This window comes from Denitratisoma oestradiolicum (assembly GCF_902813185.1).
Taxonomy (GTDB): Bacteria; Pseudomonadota; Gammaproteobacteria; order Burkholderiales; family Rhodocyclaceae; genus Denitratisoma; species Denitratisoma oestradiolicum.
This window is the reverse complement of record NZ_LR778301.1, coordinates 3,185,341-3,200,743: the sequence shown is the minus strand read 5'-3', so window position 1 is coordinate 3,200,743 and position 15,403 is coordinate 3,185,341. Positions and strand designations below refer to the sequence as shown.

The 15,403-nt window shown below is 62.0% G+C and carries 17 protein-coding genes; 7 read left to right on the top strand and 10 right to left on the bottom strand.

The annotated features are described in order from the left end of the window. Positions 1-55: 55 nt before the first annotated feature. Positions 56-1,081 carry a class I SAM-dependent rRNA methyltransferase gene (locus DENOEST_RS14500; protein WP_145770759.1) on the top strand — a complete coding sequence of 342 codons (1,026 nt, stop codon included), beginning with the start codon at positions 56-58 and terminating at the stop codon, positions 1,079-1,081. Between the two features lie 28 nt (positions 1,082-1,109). Then, positions 1,110-1,385, top strand: coding sequence for a hypothetical protein (locus DENOEST_RS14495; RefSeq protein WP_145770758.1), 276 nt, complete (start codon positions 1,110-1,112; stop codon positions 1,383-1,385). 700 nt (positions 1,386-2,085) lie between these two features. Here DENOEST_RS14495 and DENOEST_RS14490 read toward each other — a convergent pair. The 7 genes from DENOEST_RS14490 to DENOEST_RS14460 all read right to left on the bottom strand — a co-directional run bounded on the left by DENOEST_RS14490 (position 2,086) and on the right by DENOEST_RS14460 (position 8,312). After that, the gene (locus tag DENOEST_RS14490) at positions 2,086-2,796 is read right to left on the bottom strand and encodes a PepSY-associated TM helix domain-containing protein (RefSeq protein WP_145770757.1); all 711 of its coding nucleotides are present in this window, start codon (positions 2,794-2,796) and stop codon (positions 2,086-2,088) included. 2 nt (positions 2,797-2,798) lie between these two features. Continuing rightward, positions 2,799-3,524 carry a DUF4198 domain-containing protein gene (locus DENOEST_RS14485; protein ID WP_145770756.1) on the bottom strand — a complete coding sequence of 242 codons (726 nt, stop codon included), beginning with the start codon at positions 3,522-3,524 and terminating at the stop codon, positions 2,799-2,801. A 7-nt stretch (positions 3,525-3,531) separates the two neighbouring features. Then, positions 3,532-5,457: a TonB-dependent receptor gene (locus DENOEST_RS14480; protein ID WP_197970629.1), complete on the bottom strand. Its 1,926-nt coding sequence runs from the start codon at positions 5,455-5,457 to the stop codon at positions 3,532-3,534. Between the two features lie 1,246 nt (positions 5,458-6,703). Then, positions 6,704-6,862: a hypothetical protein gene (locus DENOEST_RS20680; protein ID WP_408640029.1), complete on the bottom strand. Its 159-nt coding sequence runs from the start codon at positions 6,860-6,862 to the stop codon at positions 6,704-6,706. 4 nt (positions 6,863-6,866) lie between these two features. Further along, positions 6,867-7,118 (bottom strand): transposase, encoded by a 252-nt coding sequence (locus DENOEST_RS20675; RefSeq protein WP_145770754.1) that lies wholly within the window; start codon positions 7,116-7,118, stop codon positions 6,867-6,869. Positions 7,119-7,122: 4 nt separating this feature from the next. Next, positions 7,123-7,365: a hypothetical protein gene (locus DENOEST_RS20735; protein WP_197970628.1), complete on the bottom strand. Its 243-nt coding sequence runs from the start codon at positions 7,363-7,365 to the stop codon at positions 7,123-7,125. A gap of 161 nt (positions 7,366-7,526) precedes the next feature. Beyond that, a complete protein-coding gene (locus tag DENOEST_RS14460; protein WP_145770753.1) occupies positions 7,527-8,312 on the bottom strand; it encodes a 3'-5' exonuclease in 786 nt (261 codons plus the stop codon). Positions 8,313-8,466: 154 nt separating this feature from the next. On the opposite strand from DENOEST_RS14460, the gene DENOEST_RS14455 reads away from it, so the two are divergent. The 5 genes from DENOEST_RS14455 (at position 8,467) to DENOEST_RS14435 (ending at position 12,509) form a co-directional block, all read left to right on the top strand. Further along, entirely contained in the window at positions 8,467-9,291 is an 825-nt protein-coding gene (locus DENOEST_RS14455; RefSeq protein ID WP_145770752.1) for an enoyl-CoA hydratase/isomerase family protein, read from the top strand. Further along, on the top strand, positions 9,288-10,322 hold the full coding sequence (locus DENOEST_RS14450) for a TIGR03617 family F420-dependent LLM class oxidoreductase (protein WP_145770751.1): 1,035 nt from the start codon (positions 9,288-9,290) through the stop codon (positions 10,320-10,322). Before DENOEST_RS14455 ends, DENOEST_RS14450 begins: the two co-directional genes overlap by 4 nt. Further along, entirely contained in the window at positions 10,319-11,065 is a 747-nt protein-coding gene (locus tag DENOEST_RS14445) for an SDR family oxidoreductase (protein WP_197970627.1), read from the top strand. The genes DENOEST_RS14450 and DENOEST_RS14445 overlap by 4 nt, the downstream gene beginning before the upstream one ends. A 9-nt stretch (positions 11,066-11,074) precedes the next feature. Beyond that, positions 11,075-11,866, top strand: a complete 792-nt coding sequence (locus tag DENOEST_RS14440; protein ID WP_145770750.1) for a DUF2889 domain-containing protein — start codon at positions 11,075-11,077, stop codon at positions 11,864-11,866. Between the two features lie 202 nt (positions 11,867-12,068). After that, the gene (locus tag DENOEST_RS14435; protein ID WP_145770749.1) at positions 12,069-12,509 is read left to right on the top strand and encodes a CBS domain-containing protein; all 441 of its coding nucleotides are present in this window, start codon (positions 12,069-12,071) and stop codon (positions 12,507-12,509) included. A gap of 21 nt (positions 12,510-12,530) precedes the next feature. Here the strand turns inward: DENOEST_RS14435 and cysM are convergent, their stop codons facing one another. The 3 genes from cysM to rfaE1 are packed head-to-tail and all read right to left on the bottom strand — an operon-like array spanning position 12,531 to position 15,389. Further along, complete coding sequence (cysM, locus tag DENOEST_RS14430; protein ID WP_145770748.1) at positions 12,531-13,433, bottom strand: cysteine synthase CysM; 903 nt, start codon at positions 13,431-13,433, stop codon at positions 12,531-12,533. Continuing rightward, complete coding sequence (gene rfaD, locus DENOEST_RS14425) at positions 13,430-14,425, bottom strand: ADP-glyceromanno-heptose 6-epimerase (RefSeq protein WP_145770747.1); 996 nt, start codon at positions 14,423-14,425, stop codon at positions 13,430-13,432. Before rfaD ends, cysM begins: the two co-directional genes overlap by 4 nt. A 34-nt stretch (positions 14,426-14,459) precedes the next feature. Beyond that, positions 14,460-15,389 (bottom strand): D-glycero-beta-D-manno-heptose-7-phosphate kinase, encoded by a 930-nt coding sequence (gene rfaE1 / locus DENOEST_RS14420; protein ID WP_145770746.1) that lies wholly within the window; start codon positions 15,387-15,389, stop codon positions 14,460-14,462. Positions 15,390-15,403: the final 14 nt, after the last annotated feature.

Here is a 15,403-nt window from a genome sequence, read left to right as displayed (position 1 = left end):
CTGGCCTTTTTCCTTTGCGGTGCCGGCCAGCCGCTCCTTCCATTTTCGAGGCCCCATGTCCCTCTCCAACGACTCCCTGATCGCCCTGCTGGCCGATGCCTATGGCGCCCGCGCTGATTTGCTGGCCCGGCTCCATGCCGAGTCCACCGACGCCTATCGCCTGTTTCATGGCAGCGTGGAGGGGGAGAGCGGCCTGACGGTGGATCGTTATGGCGAACTGCTGCTGGTGCAGAGTTTTCACCGCAGCCTGGACGAGGCCGGGCTGGAGGCCATCGCCGCCTTCTACGACAGCCATATCCCGGGCCTGAAGCTGGTTTATAACGACCGCAGCGCCAAGAACTCCCGCATCGGCAACACCCTGCCGCCCGATGCCATGACCATCGCCACCACCTCGGTGGTCGTGCAGGAGATGGGCGTGAAGTACCAGGTCCAGGGCCGCCATGCCGGCCAGGACCCCTGGCTGTTCCTGGACCTGCGGGCGGCCCGGCGCCGGGTGATGGCGGAAGCGGCAGGCAAGTCCCTGCTCAATGTCTTCGCCTACACCTGCGGCGTGGGCGTGGCGGCGGCCAAGGCCGGGGCCGGCTTTGTGGTGAATGTGGATTTTTCCGAAACGGCTCTCAAGATCGGCAAGGGCAACGCCACCCTCAACGAACTGCCCCAGCGCCTGCGCTTCATCAAGAGCGACGCCTTCGCCGCCATGCGCCAGTATTCGGGCATCGGCCAGCCGGAACGGGTACGGGGCAAGCCCATGCCCCCCTTCCCCAAGCTGGAGCAGCGGGCCTTCGACCTGGTGTTCATGGACCCGCCCCGTTACGCCCGCAGCCCCTTCGGCGTGGTGGACCTGATCAATGACTACCCGGCCCTGTTCAAGCCGGCCCTGCTGTGCACCGCCGAAGGCGGCAGCCTGTTCTGCTGCAACAACGTGGCCCAGGTGGAAGGGGAAGCCTGGCTGGACCAGCTTGATCGCAGCGCCAAAAAAGCCGGCCGGCCCATCCGCGAAGCGGAGTGGATCGCCCCGGAAACCGACTTCCCCAGCCACGACGGCAAGCATCCCCTGAAGATGCTGCTGCTGCGGGTTTGACTCTCATACACTGATAAGTGGATACACCATGAAACGCACCGATCTGGCAAAAAGTCTGGGCCTCAAGATTATGGGTCAGATGAGCAAGTCCGGCACCCCCCAGCGCTTCGGCCAGGCCGCCGCCTCCCTGCCCGACAAGAAGGAACAGCGCCGCCGTGACCAGGCCCTGGGCCTGGTGCCCTTTGCCGTGAAGATCGACAAGGAACTGGTGCAGTCCCTGCAACAGCGCGCCGCGGACCGGCAGGTGCCCCTCAACACGATGGTGGAAGAACTGCTGCGGGCCGGACTGGCGGCGGAAAAGTAGTCGGGAAGCCGCGCAACGGAGCAGTGCCCGGGCCGCTACAGGGCCAGAGGCCATCAGGCCTGGGATACCGGTGATGCTTTGATTTCCGTTGCCACATTAATGGTTACTTTATTATCCTTTAATGAGCCGCCCTCTCATTAAAGGATAAGCGCTTCACCATGAAGTCCTCCGACCTTAGCCCGGCGATTCGCAAAACCCTCGTTCCCCTGGAGGAATACCCCGGGGCATCGGCCATCGTTCCGCCAACGCCCCCCATGCACGTACCTATTGCCGGGGTGGAAGGGCCGCTCATGGCGGCCCATTGAATCGGCAACACGTTGGCGACAACTCGGTAAATTAGCTACCAGAGCAGTCGCAGTGATTGGACCAATGCTAGGAATTGCAGCCAGACGCTGACAAGCCTCATTCTCCCGATGTTCGCGAAGGATTGCTTGCTCCAACTCAGCAATCTGAAGATCGAGATGAGTAAGATGGTCAAGCAGCCGTTGGATCAGTAAGCGGATCAATCTAGTCAAGTGGGGACGACCACTGACGCGACAGGTGTGTCCGATATGAGCGGCAAACGGGGAATTTCCCCACCGTTGGCACACCGGCGGAAGAAATGGACAGGAAATGTTCCGTTCGTTTCATGTTCCCATCTCAACTCGCCCTCATGCCTTCGCCTCGCGAGGGCTTGTTCGGCGTTTCCTTAGATGGCACTTTATACCGACCACACGAACCATATGGCCGCCACGAGGGCTCCAACGCTTGTCGTGACGGCCACGGTGTACATAGTACGCAATTGTGTCCAGAGGAGCAGCCCTGTGATCGACAGCAAGATCAGGCTGCCTGCGATCGTATCCGACAGGATTATCCAGAAGGCGTTGACGCCCACTGACATATGCAGGCGGGTCAAGGTACCAATCGGGGTAGCATCCACCTGATCCAGCTTGACGAACCTGTTGCCAGCAAAATACTCAGCCACTACACCGCGTTGCGGGCTCTGTAAGCTAATGCTCCAGCGTTCCGGTTGAAGAACCTCCCTATCCGACCATACAACTATTTTGGCTGGCTGGGTTTTGATCTGAGTGACCTGCCCCGGAGCAAACTTCAGTTCCTGCTGAAGCCAGACCGACATATCTTCCGGCTTGGAAAGTTTCTGCTTCGGCAGAGGCAATTGCACCGTGGTCTGTACTGTTTTCTCCACCGGGATATTCATGATAGCCCGGTGATTCAGCAAGATGCCGGTGACACCGAATAATAGCCCGAGGATTGCGCCCCAGAGACCCACATAGAGGTGGGTCTTCCGCAACCAAGTAAGAAACACCGCTCGCCGGCTACGCTGGCGCAGCCCCTCCCTGGCCAAAGTATTTTCCCTTGTTAGAGCAGAGACACTGTTTACCAAGCGGACGGAAGTGTTGGCGTTGGCCATGGTCAATCGCTTCCGTGGCTGGGCGGTACGGCAGGCCCAGGATCGGCGCCGTCTGCCTTGAGGAACGTGTAGGTGAAATGATTGCGCAAGGATTCATACTTTTTGCCATCAAATTCCCCCGGCGTCGCATCCACATGCAAAACATGGATAACGTACGAACCGCGCCATGGTGTGTTGATGGCCACTCTTCCCTGGGTATCCGTCCTGTATTCCTGGACCCAGGTATTGGGCGCAATCACTTCCAACTTCGCCCCCTTGAGGGGCTGCCCGCGATAGAGCACGGTCAGTTTGTTAGGATCACGTCCCTGGACGTCAAGCGCGAAAGAGAATTGGTCGTTCGGGCCTTTCGGCTGGCCATAGCGGGCGTAGTAATTGGTCTTTGCCATGCCCAGCCCGTGCTTGGTCAGATCGCGGACTTCCAGGGACCCTTCCGTAGCTAGGAGAGCGGGAGACTTCCCGCCGCCGTTAACGAAGAAATGGCCTGCAGTGAGGCTGACGGTTAGGGCTTTATGTTGTCCGCTCAGCTGATTCAGTACGAAAGCACGAGGCGCCTTGATTGTGTCCAGCTTGCCCGGACTCTTCTCTTTGAGCCCGCCTTCAGCCTCGCCGTAGAAGAGCCTGGCACCGGCCTCGTCTGGTTCGAGCCACAGATAGTGAGCCTGCGCGACCCCCACCGTAGACAACACCCCGCAGGCGGCAGCAATGATGGTTCTATTCGAAACTCGCATCGCTGGCTCAGAAGGCATACCGGATAGTCAGTTGGACCGCACGGGGCGCACCGGGCAGATTGAGATTGGGAGCGCTGCCATGGCCGGAGACGATGTACTTGCGATTGAGGAGATTCGTCACGTTCAACTGCGCATCGAATGCCTTGGCGCGGTAGTAGCCCATGGCATCGAGCGTGATATAAGCGGGGAGCATTACGGTGTTGCCGGGATTGGCGAAGCGGTCGCCGACATAATTGACCCCGGCGCCTGCCCCGAACCCACCGCCCAGGGCCTTGGTTAACCACAGGTTGGCACTTTGGTTGGGCGTGAGGGTCGGGCGCTTTCCTTGCACCGGCTGACCGGCATCGATCGCTACGGAGGAGACCATACGGGCATCCAACCAAGCATAGCCGGACCACACTTGCCAGCCGTGGGGTAGTTCGCCAGAGAAAGTCAGCTCCACGCCGTCGGTACGCTGAACACCGAGGGGCACCAGGGTATTGGTGGCCGGATTGGTGGTCTTGATGTTGGTACGCTCAAGCCGGAACAGGGAAGCAGTGGCAGACGCCATGCCCTCGAGGAAATCCAGCTTCGCACCCACCTCCTGATTGGTGGTCTCTTCAGGAGCGATCTGGGCATTGTTCGCAGCCAGCGGAAAGCTCTCGGCGGAAGGCTGGAAGGACTTGCTGTAGGAGGCGTAGTAGGACTGATATAGAGTGGGCTGGTACACCAGGCCGGCACGTGGACTCCGGGCGGTATCGGTTCGGCTCAGATCACGCTGGCCGGCACGGCGCTCCTTTGTCTCCTGCTGGAAGCGGTCGTAGCGTACCCCAACCAAAGCCTTCCAGTGCTCGGACAGGGTGGCGAGATCCTGAACATAACCACTGGCTACGGTCAGGATGCCCAAGTTATCAGTCGTAGGTGCTGCCGTCACAGTGAAAGGCAGTGTCGGCAGGACCGGATTGAACAGGGAAATCCCCGTAGCGATGTTGTTCTGGGTACGGAAGACCTGATCTTTGTTCTGCTTGCCGATTTCCACGCCATAAAGCAACTGGTGCTGCATGCCGGCGATGGTGGCTTTCTGGGTCAACTCGGTCTGGTTGAAATAGCCGTCTTCCTGACGCCGCACATTGCTGCGGTTGAGGGACACGGTTCGTGCCGCTTCATTGACGGACCCTACTAGAGTGTTATTACGGTCCAGGCGGTAGTCGTAATAGCGGAAGGCGTTACGGGCCGACCACTCGCTATTGAAACGATGGTCCAGGGTAAAGCCAATGGCCGAGACTTCGGCCTGGGTGTAATCGGCATCCTTTGCATTGGCTGCGCCGTAGTAGGTACGGGCAGGTACATCTACCGGCCGCCCCCGGTAGGCAGGAGTACCAAAGTCGGTGACTCGGCGGTCGGACAGATATTCACCCTGAATCAGCAGGCGGGTGGCCCTGCCAAGCTTTAGCGAAACGGAAGGTGCAATAGCCTCCCGATCGAGAAACTGCTTGTCCCGATAGCTGTCAGCCCGTTCAACGGCGCCCGTGACACGGAAGGCTACGCCCTTGTCATCCAGATTGCGTGCTAGGTCGAATTCGCCCCGCCGCTGGTTCCAACTGCCGGCTTGAAGAGTCACTTCATTGCGGTCGATACCGGGTTTTTTGGTGATGCGATTGATCAGTCCCCCGGAAGAACCCCGTCCGTACAGAACCGAGGCCGGGCCTTTAACTACTTCCACCTGCTCGATATTGGAAAGGTCTCGGAAGTACAGCGCATCATCCCGAAGGCCATCGATGAACTGGTCGGCAATGGCGGAAAAGCCACGAATGGTCACTTGGTCCCGCTGGCCGTCACCATGGGACAAGCCAACTCCGGGCACTGACTTCAGCGTGTCCTGCATGGAATGCATGCTCTGATCCCGCATCAAGCTCTGGGACACGACATTCACGGTCTGCGGAATGTCGCGCAAGGGTGCTTCGATCTTGCTCGCACTGCTCGCGGTTGGGGGATTGTAGGTCGGAGGCAACTCACGTCCCGCTAAGACTCTGACTACGGGCAGCTCTTTTATCGGGCCTTCCTTGGCAGATGAAGATGCCGCAGCCAGTATGAATTTCGGACCGACTTTTTCCGATGCTGCGGTGAAGGGAGAGATGCCTAGGGAGACGCCAATCACCAGGGCGAGTGGGGTTTTGCGCAACACAGTGTTTTCCTTTTTTAATGGAGCACTGGCTGGCGGTGGCTGGCTGGTGCAGTAAAAACCTATTACATGCACTATCGGCGGTGTAATGGGTTGGCTAGCAAAGTTAAGTGAACGAGATACTAGCACACCTATTGCAAATAGGAATTATTTGCATTTACAACCAAAGAAAAAACGAGTAGATTGTTGAAAGCCACTCTCAACAACCCAAACGTCAATAACGGATAGGGCATCCACGGTTTGATTACCCACATCCTCCTCGCCGGCGTACTTCTCTGGACAGCGCTTTCCCTAAACTGATTTCCCTTAGCCGGAGCTCCCCATGCCATCGACCGAACTCTGGGCAGGCGCCCTTGCCCTGCTACTCCACCACAGTGAAACCGGCTGTCCTGCGGCAGCTCGCCAAGCTGCGCGGCTATTGGAACATCTCTCCAATGCGCCGGAAGTAGATGCCGAACTAAGCGCTCTGTGCGAGCGCGCTAGTATCCGTCTGGAGACTAATGGCCAGAGGAAACAACATGCCTTCTCCTAAGCTGAGTTCCCTGAGCCGCGGCCTGCTTGCCGGACTTCCGAAAGCCCAGCCTCTCGAGGACTTTGCCATTCCGACCACTCCGGCAGGCGGATCGACGGAAAAGCAAGCCAAGCTTTGGGATCTGGCCGATAAACACCACTGTCCGGTCATTGGCACTTGTATCCCTGCAAACGAATCTATGGACTCCCCCTGATTTGCAAGATGAAAGTGAATTTGGTCTGATGGACAAGCCTGCAGGAATCTATCCGGCCTACTGTGGCGCCCGTCAGCACCGGCCCTGATGACATATGCACCACGGGAGCCTCATTAGTAGAGCGGCCTTGCGTTGGCCAAGCACGTTATCAGGCTCTTTCCGCGTCGGTTTGAACCGTCATCCCATCAACACGCTCCGCTCGCAAACTCCAGGTAGGACATCACTGGTACTACGGATGAACACGACCGACGTCAGACGGCTACCCGGTACTCGGTACCCCGAGCCAACATGGCTCAGATGATATGAGCATTCTTGGCGGCCAATGCAACAGCGGCCACGTTGTTGCACGCGCTGGCCTTGAGCGCTTCTGCCCAGAGGCTCTTCCGATCCGTCTTGTTCGCCATGCGCTGCAAGGCGGAACGGGTGCCATGGATCAGCAGGGTGCGCAGCACGACGTCACCGCGCTTGCTGATGGCGCCGCGCGTCTTGCCACCGCTTGGAGTTCTGCCGTGGCGTCAGACCCAGCCATGCGGCGAATTGGCGGCCATTCTTGAATGCCTGAGCGTTGCCCACACGGGCCACTTCTGCCGTGGCCGTGATGGGACCAATACCTTCAATCGCCATCAACCGCTGAACAGGTTCGCTTTGTTTCGCTAACGCGGTGATCTTTCGGTCGTAGGCAAGGATGCGTTCATCAAGTGCGTGCACTCGGTCATGCAACTCGCCGATTGTTTCCCGGGCAAGGATGGGTAACAGTGCTACAGTCCTTGGGACGTCGGCTTTGCTCTTCCTTCCAGTCCATCAGTGCCTTGCTGGCGGTAGCGAGCAACCCATTTGTAGCCTTGTGACTAATGCCATAGTGGTCGCACAGGTCGCTGAAGCTGCCTTGCTGGCGCAGGTAATCGGCTATGAAGAGTACTTTCTCGTCCATCGGTTTCACTTTCTTCCAGGGCATGGCGGCCTCCACTTGAAGACTGCCTTGCAGGGTAAATACATGTTACCCATGTCCTTGGACTGATTTGTAACCTATGTACTTGACTTCTACACCGTATGCTTCTTTGCCTACTTTCTTGCACAAGCAAGAAAGTAGGTCGGCCGCCGGGCCGAGTCCCGGCATTACCCCCAGGCCGCGAGAAACTTCCGCCAATGCTCCTGAGGCGAAGCCTCCAGCTGGGCGCGGACGAAGGCCACTTCCTCGGCATGCTCGGCCGGGGTCAGGTGGCCGCGCATCTGCTGGAAGCGCAGATAGACCAGGTAGGTATTCACCACATCGGTCTCGCAGTAGTCGCGGATGTCATCGATATGGCCATCCAGCCAACCCTGCCAGACGGCGGAACCGTCCATGCCCAGCTTGCCGGGCAGGCCCATGAGCTTGGCCAGTTCGTCCAGGGGCGCGTTGGCCCGGGGCTGGTAGAGGGCCAGCAGGTCCATCAGGTCCAGGTGCCGGCTATGGTAGCGGCTGATGTAGTTGTTCCACTTGAAGTCCCGTGCATCGTAGGAGCCGCCCTCGCCGGTCTCCCAGTAGCGGGGCGCTGCCACGCCGTGGATCAGGCCCCGGTAGTGCAGCACCGGCAGGTCGAAGCCGCCGCCGTTCCAGGAGACGATCTGGGGGGTGTATTTCTCGATGCCGGAATAGAAGCGCTGGATGATCTCGCCTTCATTGAGCTTGGGCTCGGCCAGGGACCAGACCTTGAAGCCCTCGTCGGAGCGCATGGCGCAGGAGATCACCGCTACCCGTTGCAGATGCAGGGGCAGGAAGTCGCTGCCGTTCCGGGCCCGCTGTTTCTGGAAGGCATATTCCGCCACCTCTGCGTCGGAGAGTTCCGCCGGCAACTCGTGGATCTGGCGCAGGCCGGTGATGTCGGGAATGGTCTCGATGTCGAAGACGAGGACGGGTGTCATGGCGTAGACCGGTTCAGGCCGGCCAGGTGGGGATGGGCGCGATTGTAGCCCATGGTTCCTGACCCGGCCGGGCCAAGGCGGGGCCGAAATGCGAACGCCGACCGATCCGATCCCTTCCTTATACTCGCCTTAACCCCATTTCATGGATGCCCCCATGTACCAGGACATTCTCTACGAAGTGCGCGACCACATCGCGCTCATTACCCTGAATCGCCCCCAGGCCCTCAACGCCTTCTCCGGCACCCTGGGCGAGGAATGGTCCGACGCCTATCGCCGGGCCGATGCCGACGACGAGGTGCGGGTGGTGGTGGTCACCGGGGCCGGCAAGGCTTTCTGCGCGGGGGCAGACATGAGTGGTGGTGCTGCCACCTTCAATAGTTACGAGGGCGGCGACTTCAGCGCCGCGGCCCTCTCCACTGCGGCCTTCGAGATTCGCAAACCCGTCATCGCCGCCGTCAATGGTTCCGCCGTGGGCCTGGGCCTGAGCCTGGCGGTCCAGGCCGATTTCCGGGTGCTGGCGGAAGAGGGCAAGTACGGCTTTCTCCAGGTGCGGCGTGGCGTGGTGGCCGATGCCTACATCCACTGGACCCTGCCGCGCCTGATCGGCACCGAGCGGGCCAACGAGCTGCTGCTGACCGGACGCCGCATCAGCGGCAGCGAGGCGGCGGCCATGGGCCTGGCCCTGCGGGTGGTGCCCGCCGCCGAGGTGTTGAACGTGGCCATGGAACTGGCCCGGGAGATCGCCAGCCAGTGCTCGCCCCTGGCGGTGGCCATGACCAAGCGCCTGCTGCTCCAGGCTGCCACGGCGCCCCTGCCCCGAGTGGCCCGGCTGGAGACCCACTGGCTGGGGCAAAGCATGGGCACCGAGGATGCCATCGAGGGAGGTACGGCCTATGCCGAAAAGCGCCTGCCCCAATGGCGCTCCAGCATCAACGACAACTGGCCCCAGGCCGAAGTCCCCCCAGGAGATGAAGCATGAAAATCGACGCCCCCCTGAACGTTGCGAACGCCCTGGAAGCCGGCCCCCTGGCCCGGGACCTGGAAGCCCGGGGCTTCGATGGCGCCTACACCTTCGACGGTCGCACCGATCCCTTCCTGCCCCTGGCTTTCGCCGCCGAGCATACCCAGCGCATGGAACTGATCACCGCCATCGCCGTGGCCTTCGCCCGCAACCCCATGGTGGTGGCCCAGTTGGGCAACGACCTGCAAACCCTCTCCAAGGGCCGTTTCATTCTGGGCCTGGGTTCCCAGATCAAGGTCCACATCGAAAAGCGTTTTTCCATGCCCTGGTCTGCCCCCGCAGCCCGGATGCGGGAATTCGTCCTGGCCCTGAGGGCCATCTGGGAGGGCTGGCAGAAGGGCACGCCCCTCAATTTCCGCGGCGAGTTCTACACCCACACCCTGATGCCGCCCCTGCTGGCGCCGCCCCCCAACCCCTACGGCCCGCCTCGGGTATTCCTGGCCGGCGTCGGCCCGGCCATGACCGAAGTGGCGGGCGAAGTGGCCGACGGCTATCTGGTTCATCCCTTTCACTCCGCAGCCTACCTGGAACAACTGGCCCTGCCGGCCCTGGACCGGGGCCTGGCAAAGCGTGGAAGCAAGCGGGAGGACATGGAGATTTCCTGCCAGATCCTGGTGGGGGCCGGCCGCAACTCGGCCGAGCTGGAGCAGGCCCGCGATGCCATGCGCGCCCAGGTGGCCTTCTACGCCTCGACGCCGGCCTATCTGCCGGTGCTGGAGTCGGTGGATAGGGCCGGGCTCCACGGCGAGCTCAACGCCCTGAGCAAGCAGGGCCGTTGGGCCGAGATGGCGACGCGGATCGACGACGAACTGCTGGATGCCGTTGCCATCATCGGCACGCCGGAGGAAGCCGCCCAGGCCATCGTCAGTCGCTATCGTGGCACCATGGATCGCATCAGCCCCACCGGCTATATTGCCGACCCGACCCTGGCCGCCGAGGTGGTCAGCGCCCTGGGCCGGGCCATGAATACATCAAAGGAGACAGCATGAGCACGACAACGCAACGGGTCGCCCTGATCAGCGGCGGCGGCACCGGCATCGGCCGGGCCGTCAGCCTGCGTCTGGCCAGGGACGGCTTTGCCGTGGTGGTGGGTTACTCCCGCTCCGCCGTCGGTGCCGAGGAAACCGTCAGGCAGATCGAGGCGGCGGGCGGCAAGGCCTGGGCCTGCAAGGTGGATGTCACCGTGGAGGATGAGGTGGTGGCTTTTTTCGCCGCCGCCAAGGCCCACTACGGCCGGGTGGATGTGGTGATCAACAATGCCGGCATCGGCCATATGAAGCCCTTTGCCGACATCCCCATGAGCCACTACGACTTCACCTTCAACGTCAATGCCCGGGGCACCTTCATGATGTGCCGGGAGGCGGCCCGCCATATCGAGGACAACGGCCGCATCATCAACCTTTCCACCGGCGCCACGGTGGCCAATACGGCGGGCATGGCTCTCTATGTGGCCAGCAAGATGGCAGTGGAAGGTTTCACCAAGGTGCTGGCCCGGGAACTGGCGCCCCGGGGCATCACCGTCAATGCAGTGTCCCCGGGCATGACCGATACGCCGATGCTGGAGGGGGGTGACGCCGAGGCCCTGCGCAAATATGGCGCGGCGTCTGCCGCCATGAGACGACTGGGCCAGCCCGAGGACATTGCTGACGGCATCGCCGCCCTGGTCTCCAGTGACGGACGCTGGATCACCGGTCAGGTGATCCACGTGGATGGGGGCACGATCATCGTCTGAGGGCATCCCATGGCCTTCTATCCTTTTCCGCCGATTCCCAACCCGTCCTACGGGACGGGAATCTTCCGTCGCCGCATCCGGCTGGAAAATCATGGCCAGTCCGTCCTGGCGGGGCTGGAGGACACCATGCATGCCTGTAAGCTGGTACTTCACCACCAGGACGGGTGTATCGCTGCCGTGGATGCCGAGTGGGTGCGTTATCCCACCATGACCTGCCCCGGTGCGACCACCCAGTTGTCGGCCCTGGCGGGGCAGCCTCTCACCGCCAGTTGGACGACTTTCCGGGAGTACCAGGACCCCCGCCTGCACTGTACCCATCTTCTCAACCTGCTGGGACTGGCTGCAGCCCATGCCTTGCGGGAGAGGGGCCAGCGGCAGTTCGATGTGGCCGTGCCGGACCTGAAGGACGGCCTGACCCGGGCCCAGGTGCTGGTGGATGGCGAACTGGTCCATGACTGGTCTTCGGACCTGCAAACCCTCGTTGGCCCGGCGCAGGTGGCGGGGGTATCCCTGTTCAAGGGTTTCACCCAGTGGGCCCCGCAACATTTCAGCGGCGATGTCCTGGAAGCGGCCTATGTGCTGCACATGGGCCTGTTCGTGGCGGGAAGCCGGATGTTCGACGGGGCCGCGATGCTGCAAAAATATCCGGCCATCCCCCATGTGGCGAGAGACCTGATCGGGAGCTGCTATGCCCGCCAGGAGGAACGCTTCGACAGCAGCATTCCTATGGCAAACAGCATCCGGGACTTCACCGATTCTCCCGACGAGATGTTGCAGTTCATGGAGACGGAGGGCATGTAAATTCCCTGATCAGCGGCCGGCCCCTCCCATCCTCCCCCTCGCAGGGGAGGCGACTGATTTGGCTCGTTTCGCTCGCAATTCTTTGCGCGATTTGTCAAAACTTAAGTGGTTAGTCACTAGAATAAAACGCGGGACAAGCCTTGGTGGGGCAGGGGGCCTGTTCCCCAATAACGGTGGCAGTTTTCTCACAGGGAGACTCATCATGACCGAACGCACTGTTTTCCAGTCCTTGTTGCCGCGCCAGGTGGTCAGTCTGGACCCGAAGGCCAGCGTCTATCAGGCGGCCTGTGTCATGACCCGCGCCCAATGCGGCAGCGTGCTGATCATCGACGCCAACAGCGAGCTGATCGGCATCCTTACCGAGCGGGATCTCATGTCGCGGGTGTTGGCCGAAGGACGGGAGCCGAAAACGACCACGGTCACCGAGGTCATGACCCGAAACCCGTTTTGCGTGACGCCGGAGACCACGGTCACCGATGCCGTGCTGATCATGATTGAGCGGGGCTTCCGACACCTCCCCATCGTTACCGCCCGTCAAAAGATCGTGGGGGTGTTCTCCATACGCGACGCGATGCCACGGGAGATCGATGCCGCGGTGGGCGTGGCCGAATTTCACGAGCAGATCAACGACGCCCTCGGCTGACCGGCCCCGGGCCCACCGAGGTCAGACCGGGAACACCCCGGTGGACAGATAGCGGTCGCCCCGGTCGCAGACGATGGTGACGAGGGTGGCATGCTCCAGTTCGGCGGAGAGACGCAGGGCCACGTGCAGGGCGCCGCCGGAGGAAATGCCGGCGAAGATGCCTTCCTCGGCGGCCAGGCGCCGGGTCATGGCCTCGGCCTCGGCCTGGCTGACGGATTCGATCCGGTCCACCCGGGAACGGTCGTAGATGCGGGGCAGGTAGGCTTCCGGCCACTTGCGGATACCGGGAATCTGGGAGCCTTCGCTGGGCTGGCAGCCAATGATCTGGATGGCCGGGTTCTGCTCCTTGAAATAGCGGGAGCAGCCCATGATGGTGCCCGTGGTGCCCATGCTGGAGACGAAGTGGCTGATGCGTCCTTCCGTGTCGCGCCAGATCTCGGGGCCCGTGCCCTCGTAGTGGGCCAGGGGATTGTCCGGGTTGCCGAACTGGTCCAGCATCCGACCCTTGCCTTCCCGCACCATGCGCTCGGCCAGGTCACGGGCCGCTTCCATGCCCCCGGCGCGGGGGGTGAGGATCAGCTCGGCGCCGAAGGCGCTCATGGTCTGGCAACGCTCCACGCTCTGGCTCTCGGGCATCACCAGGATCATGCGATAGCCGCGCATGGCGGCGGCCATGGCCAGGGCGATGCCGGTGTTGCCGGAGGTGGCCTCGATCAGGGTGTCGCCGGGTTTGATCTCGCCCCGAGCCTCGGCCCGCACGATCATGGACAGGGCCGGCCTGTCCTTTACCGAGCCGGCGGGATTGTTGCCCTCCAGCTTGGCCAGGATCACATTGCCGCGGCGCTCGTTGTCCGCCCCGGGGATGCGCTTCAACTGCACCAGGGGGGTATTGCCGACGTGGTCTTCCAGGGTTTTGTAGTTCATCGCGCTTGCAGCAGATGCTGGACGTATCGGGCGACACCCTCGCCCACGGTGGCGAATTCGCCTTCATAGCCGGCGCCCCGCAGATTGGAGAGATCGGCCTGGGTGAAGCTCTGGTACTTGCCCTTCAGGGCTTCGGGGAATTCCACGTATTCCACCAGGCCCTGGGCCACCATCTCGGCCAGGGACAGGGTTGGCTTGCCTTCGGCGGCGCGGCAGGCATTCACCGTGGCCTCGGCCACGTCGTTGAAGGGCTGGGCGCGACCGGTGCCCAGGTTGTAGATGCCGGAGGTGCCCTTGTCGAGGAAGTGCAGGTTCACCTTGACCACATCCTCGACGAAGACGAAGTCACGGCTCTGGGCGCCGTGGGCGTAGCCGTCGCAGCCCTCGAACAGCTTGACCTTGCCTTCGGCCCGGTATTGGTTGAAGTGGTGGAAGGCCACCGAGGCCATGCGTCCCTTGTGCTGTTCCCGGGGGCCATAGACATTGAAATAGCGAAAGCCCGTCACCGGCGAGCTGGCGTCGGCCAGACGGCGGCGCACGATCTGGTCGAAGAGGAACTTGGAGTAGCCATAGACGTTGAGGGGCGCCTCGTGGGCACGCTCCTCCTTGAACACGCTGCCGCCGCCATAGACCGAGGCGGAGGAAGCGTAGAGGTAGGGCACTTCCTGGTCCAGGCAGTAGTCCAGCAGGGACTGGGAGTAGCGGAAGTTGTTGGCCATCATGTAGGCGCCATCGGTTTCCATGGTGTCGGAGCAGGCTCCCTGGTGCAGTAGGGCCTCGATGGCGCCGTCGAAATAGCCGTCCTCGATCAGGTCGAGGAATTCGTTCTTGTCGATGTAGTCGGCGATCTGGCAATCCACCAGATTCTTGAATTTGTCGGCCTTCTTCAGGTTGTCGACGGCGATGATGTCGGTAATGCCCCGGTCATTGAGGGCCTTGACGATATTGGAACCGATGAAACCGGCGGCGCCGGTGACGACGTAGTAACTCATGCAAGTTTTCCTTTTGCCTGTGGATCGCGCAATGTCATGGCGCCTGCAATTCCTCGCGGGAGCATACCGCTGTTCCGAGCTTGCCCACCACGATGCCGGCGGCCCGGTTGGCCATTTTCATGGCCGCGGGCAGGGACAGGCCGCTGGCCAGCATCACCGCGAGGGTGGCGATCACCGTGTCGCCGGCGCCGGAGACATCGAACACCTCCCGGGCCTGGGCCGGTTCGTGGCTTTCGCCGGCATCGGAGAACAGGGTCATGCCCTCCTCGGACCGGGTCAGCAGCAGGGCGGCGAGGCCCAGTTCCCGGCGCAGGCCGTGGGCCTTGCGGTTCAGTTCTTCCTCGCTGCCCCAGCGACCGACGACCTCCCGCAGTTCGGCCCGGTTGGGGGTGATCACCGTGGCGCCGGCATAGCGGGCGTAGTCGTCGCCCTTGGGGTCCACCAGCACCGGCTTGCCCGCCTCCCGGGCCATGCGGATCATGGCGGTGATGTGGGTCAGGCCGCCCTTGCCGTAGTCGGAAAGGATCACCGCGTCGCAGTCCTGCACCCGTTGGGAGAACTCCGCCAGCTTGGATTGCAGTACCTCGTGGTCCGGGGCATTCTCGAAGTCGATGCGGATCAGTTGCTGCTGGCGGGCCACCACCCGCAGCTTGACCGTGGTGTTGAGCTTGGCGTCCTCATGGAGGCTGGCATCGACCCCGGAACTGGAGAGCAGCCGGGCCAAGGTCTGGCCCGGCTCGTCCGCTCCCACCACCGAGAGCAGCCCGGTGGGGGCGCCCAGGGCGCGGCAGTTGCGCGCCACGTTGGCCGCGCCGCCGGGCCGATCCTCGGTGCGCTCGATCTTGGCCACCGGCACCGGCGCCTCGGGGGAGATTCGGGCCACGTCGCCGAACCAGTAACGGTCCAGCATCACGTCGCCGACGACGAGAATGCGGGCCTGGGAGGTATCAGGGATAGTGTTCATATCTGGGACATCAA